This window comes from Pseudomonas protegens, from assembly GCF_003732485.1.
Taxonomy (GTDB): Bacteria; Pseudomonadota; Gammaproteobacteria; order Pseudomonadales; family Pseudomonadaceae; genus Aquipseudomonas; species Aquipseudomonas protegens_B.
Genome location: NZ_MOAK01000091.1, coordinates 23630 through 28873, shown reverse-complemented (window position 1 = coordinate 28873; position 5244 = coordinate 23630). Strand labels below are relative to the sequence as shown.

Sequence of the window (5244 nt, the reverse complement as noted above, 5' to 3'; positions counted from 1 at the left end):
CTGCTTGAGCCACCAGGCACACAGAGGTCGGGCATGCTCCTGCAACGCACGCAGGACCCTCTGAGCATCCTTTTCGTTGTCGATCGAAGAGGCCGATGAGAAGAGCTGGGTCGCTGCCTGCTTGACCTGTGCTACCACCGCACCAACGGCGCCGGGCTCCGACTGGTGCTCGACGGCACGTTGGATCATGCTCGACAGCCGCCGACAGATAGGCAGCAACAAGGGGGCGTCATCGCCAAGATGCTGGGTCAGTGCAGCATCCAGTTTTTCCAGATTCAGCACCAATCGACGGAACAGCGGCAACTGTTCCTTGATCGCGATATTTTCGCTTAACGCCTGCTCCAGTCGTGGCACCAGCCAACTAATGGCAGCACCACGGGTACGCGGTTTATTGGGGTGGACGTCGACCCAATGCCGCTCACACAAGTACTGCAAGAGACCGGAACCCGCCAGCAACCCTGCGAAGGACTCGCGCTGATACAGCGCCCAAGTGAGCCAGGCCGCCACCCGCAGATCCTTGGACTGCACGCGTAACAGGGTTTCACTGTTTTCAAGAACTTTCAGCCAGTCGATCTGACCGTTTTCATGCATGGACTGGGCTTTGCCCAACTCGTTTTCAAGGGCTTCATACTCACTCGAAAAACGAACATCAGCGCCCGCAAAACTCTCTTTGGAAATAGAGGTTTTGGCAATCTCAAAATAATGAGCAGACAGTTTATTTGAGTAGTTCATCCATGACCTGTTTAAAACCATGCCGCAGAACAAGCGGCTAATGCTTTTAAAATATACCCCCTAAGCCAGAAGTATTAATTTAAGAAAAATCCTAAATTTACGAGAATAATTCCCTGACTAATTTTGTTGTCCCCAAAAACAGCCCGTCGCAGCAGCCGCCCGCAATGGATTATCCAGAGCGCTGTCACAGATATATAGGTTTGAAGCACTACGCTGCCCGAGCCAACAAACTCGTAGTGCTACAGGCTCACTCAGCCGATGGCGCACCACGTCAGGACGAGTTTTCGCTCCCTCCAAGCCCGTCCGACGGGGCCCGATCCGCAGCGCAAACAGCACTTCAAAGTTATATTCAGGCCCACAACCAAGAAGATTTAATTAACTGAGACTTATCAATCACATACATGAGTCATTTAGAAAACAGCCAGATCACATAACTCCCTACAATGAAAAGCCTGCACTGCAACTACTCTCCACACTGAACAAAACTCAGAAGTCTTCCATATATATTTGGGACTTTTCCTATATCGAGCGGTTGCGGATAAAGTGCACTTTCTTTGTTCCTGTACGCGTTTTCCACTCCGGACTCAAACTACATTCAAAAGCACAGCCGTATCTGAGCAAAGAACCCAGGGAGGGAAGTCAGCACCGTCAAGGGATTGGCTCCTCGGGGAGATGGACTCCCTGCATCGATTGGGCCGCACCTTGGTCGCCAGAGACCCAGACCTGAGCCCTTCTCCGGCTCCAGAGCTGTCCCATCAACCACTCCACTGGAGCTGGGCACCCCGTTCCCAGTTCAACCTTGACTCACCTCAACCTCATAGAAGGTGCGCTCGAGCAGCGATCCCTCAGCCCCTACCTACCCCGGCCCAACCTCTGTTGCCAGTGGCAATCACCTGGCACCGCTCACCCACGATGCGGCAAACCGGAGAGCGGCTCAGGGCGGCAGCTTCCAGGTTGAGGGCACGTCAGGAAAAATATTCAAGAGACATCTGGACGCCGGCGGGCGTAGCGCCGGGACCTGCGCGAGCCAGCGCTCGGCCAGGGCAGCCACTACAGCAACTCCGATTGGCGCAGTTTTTCCGGGCGAATCATGTGCTGGTCAGCAGGAACCGGCGAGGTAACAGCCATGACATGGCCGCACCCGAGCACGCCTGAACAGAGTCAGAGGCCGGATGCTCGCACCGCTCCAGCCAGAAGCCGATTCAGCAATTGCCCAGATTCAAGGTATCCCAGAAGGACTCAATCCTGGACCTGAAAGCACAGAATGCTGCTGAACCGCAGTGAAAACTGCAGAAACGAAAAAAGGACCCGAAGGTCCTTTTTGCGATCGCTGCAGAATTCAGTCGAACTCTACAGCGTTATGTTTGGAGCGGGAAACGAGACTCGAACTCGCGACCCCGACCTTGGCAAGGTCGTGCTCTACCAACTGAGCTATTCCCGCAACGTCTTGGTGTTGCGCATTCTATAGAAATCCGAATGCACGTCAAGCCTTTGATTCAAAAAAGTTTATTTTTTCTCGTTATCGGTTTTCAGGTGCGGCCACGCAGCCCGTAGATACTGCAGCATCGACCACAAGGTCAGGCCCGCCGCCGCCAACAGCAAGGCGTAGCCCACCAGCACCCAGAAGCTGAAATCCGATGGGTTGGCCAGCAGGATCACCAGCGCCAGCATCTGCGCCGCCGTTTTCCATTTGCCCATGTTCGATACCGCCACCTGGGCGCGGGCGCCGAGTTCGGCCATCCACTCGCGCAGCGCCGAAATGACGATTTCACGGCCAATGATCACCGCGGCCGGCAAGGTCAACCACAGGTTGTGATGCTCCTGCACCAGCAGCACCAGCGCCACCGCCACCATCAGCTTGTCGGCCACAGGATCGAGGAACGCGCCAAACGGCGTGCTCTGCTGCAGGCGTCGCGCCAGGTAGCCATCCAACCAGTCAGTGGCTGCCGCGAAGGCAAAGACTGAACTGGCCGCCATGTAGCTCCAGCTATAGGGCAAATAGAACAGCAATATGAAAATCGGAATGAGCAGGACGCGTAGAACGGTGATCAGATTAGGGATATTCATCGGCACAACTGGCTACGAGGTGATTGGGCATTCTACTCGCTGTGCAGGTTTGCATAAATCAACTCTGCGAGCTTTTTACTGATTCCCGGTGCTTTGGCTATCTCGTCGATGCTGGCACGAGACAGTTCCTGCAATCCACCAAAATGTTTGAGAAGGTCCCGCCGACGCTTCGGCCCGACGCCCGCCACCCCTTCCAGGGTTGAGGTACGCCGGGTCTTGCCACGCCGTGCGCGGTGACCGGTGATCGCGAAGCGGTGAGCCTCATCGCGGATTTGCTGGATCAGGTGCAGCGCCGGCGAGTCGCCCTTGAGGGTGAACTCATGGGCTGCGTCATTCAGGTACAGGGTTTCGAAACCGGCCTTGCGGGTCGCCCCCTTGGCTACGCCGAGGAGGATCAGGTCCGGTACCGCCAGTTCATTGAGCACGTCGCGAGCCATGGACAGTTGCCCCTTGCCACCATCCACAAGAAGGATATCCGGCAGCTTGCCTTCGCCGTCCTTGAGCTTGCTGAAGCGGCGAGTCAGAGCCTGATGCATGGCGGCATAGTCGTCGCCGGCGGTGACACCTTCAATGTTGTAACGGCGGTAATCGGATTTCAGCGGCCCTTCCGGACCGAAGACCACGCAGGAAGCCACAGTAGCCTCGCCGCTGGAGTGGCTGATGTCGTAACACTCCAGGCGCTGGGGCGGCTCGTCCAGGTTCAGGACTTCAGCCAGCGCTTCGAAGCGCGCGGCTACGTGCTGGCGGTTGGCCAAGCGTGCACTCAGAGCCTGTTCGGCGTTGGTCACCGCCAGTTGCTGCCAGCGGGCACGGGTGCCACGGACCCGGTGACTGATGGTCAATTCACGCCCGCGCAGCTCGTCGATGGCGGCGATCAAGATCGGGAAGTCTTCGTGCACCACGTTGACGATCAACTCCGCAGGCAGATCGCGCTCAGGGCTGCTGACAAAATACTGGCCGAGAAAGGCCGACATGACTTGCGCCACGTCTTCCTCGATGCCCACCTGGGGAAAGAAGTTCTTGCTACCCAGTACCCGACCGCCACGCACGCTGATCAGGTGCACGCAGGCGCCACCCGGGTTGACGAAGGCCGCGACCACATCCACATCACCGGTGCCGCCTTCCATGCTTTGCTGGTCCTGCACCCGGCGCAGCAGGGAGATCTGGTCCCGCAGTTCGGCAGCCTTTTCGAAGTCCAAAGTGCTGGCGGCGGCTTCCATGGCACTGGAGAGTTCGTCAGTCAGGGCATTGCTGCGCCCTTCCAGGAACATCACCGAGTGGCGCACGTCTTCGGCGTAGACCTCAGGTTCCACCAGGCCGACACAGGGCGCCTTGCAGCGCTTGATCTGGTACTGCAAGCAGGGCCGCGTACGGTTCTTGTAGTAGCTGTCCTCGCACTGGCGGACCATGAAGGTCTTCTGCAACAGGCTGAGGCTTTCGCGAATGGCACCGGCGCTGGGGTAAGGGCCGAAGTACTTGCCCTTCTGCTTCTTCGCCCCGCGATGGATACTGAAACGCGGAAAGTCGCCGTCCGAAAGAAACACATAGGGATAGGACTTATCGTCGCGCAGAAGAATGTTGTAGGGCGGCCGCCACTCCTTGATCAGCGTCTGCTCCAGCAGCAGTGCTTCGGTCTCGTTGGCGGTAATGGTGGTTTCGATCTGCGCGATACGCGCCACCAGGGCGGCGGTCTTCGGTGCCTGGCCGGTCTTGCGGAAATAGCTGGACAGCCGGTTTTTCAGATTCTTGGCTTTACCCACGTAAAGCAGGCGTGCATCGCTGTCGAACATGCGATACACACCGGGGCGGCCACTGCAGGTAGAAAGAAAAGCACTGGGATCAAACAGGTCAGTCATTTCAGAGGCTGGCATCAACCATGCCATGACGAACCGCCAGCAGCGTCAACTCGACATCACTGCTGATCGACAGTTTCTCGAAGATACGATAGCGGTAGGTGTTCACGGTTTTCGGCGACAGGCACAACTTGTCGGAGATGATCTGCACCTTCTGGCAGCCGACAATCATCAGCGCAATCTGAATCTCCCGCTCCGACAAGGCATCGAACGGGGAGTCACTTGAAGGCTGGAACGACTTGAATACCAGTTGCTGAGCGATCTGCGGGCTGATGTAACGCTGGCCGGCAAAAACCAGGCGAATGGCCTGGACCATTTCATTGAGGCCTGCGCCCTTGGTCAGGTAGCCCGCTGCTCCGGCCTGCAGCAACCGAGTCGGAAACGGATCTTCCTCGCAGACAGTCACTGCCACGACCTTGATATCCGGATGGCTGCGCAGCAATTTGCGCGTGGCCTCGAGGCCGCCGATTCCGGGCATCTTTACGTCCATCAGGACCACATCGGGCTTCAACTCCCGAGCCTTGAGCAGGGATTCTTCCCCTGACTCCGCCTGCCCGACTACTTGCAGGCCATCGATGTCAGCCAACATTCG

4 protein-coding genes and 1 tRNA gene are annotated in these 5244 nt (G+C 57.4%); all 5 read right to left on the bottom strand.

From position 1 onward, the window contains the following. Positions 1-732 (bottom strand): type VI secretion system protein TssA (locus BLX41_RS36965; protein ID WP_259745485.1); only part of this gene is annotated, 732 nt, incomplete at its 3' end. A gap of 1365 nt (positions 733-2097) precedes the next feature. Continuing rightward, positions 2098-2173: transfer RNA gene (locus BLX41_RS32370), tRNA-Gly, on the bottom strand. Positions 2174-2238: 65 nt separating this feature from the next. Beyond that, positions 2239-2799 (bottom strand): CDP-diacylglycerol--glycerol-3-phosphate 3-phosphatidyltransferase, encoded by a 561-nt coding sequence (pgsA, locus tag BLX41_RS32365; RefSeq protein ID WP_011061839.1) that lies wholly within the window; start codon positions 2797-2799, stop codon positions 2239-2241. Positions 2800-2831: 32 nt separating this feature from the next. Beyond that, entirely contained in the window at positions 2832-4655 is a 1824-nt protein-coding gene (gene uvrC / locus BLX41_RS32360; protein ID WP_123728148.1) for an excinuclease ABC subunit UvrC, read from the bottom strand. Between the two features lies 1 nt (position 4656). Then, on the bottom strand, positions 4657-5244 hold a 588-nt coding region (gacA, locus tag BLX41_RS32355; RefSeq protein WP_185073905.1), incomplete at its 5' end, for a response regulator transcription factor GacA.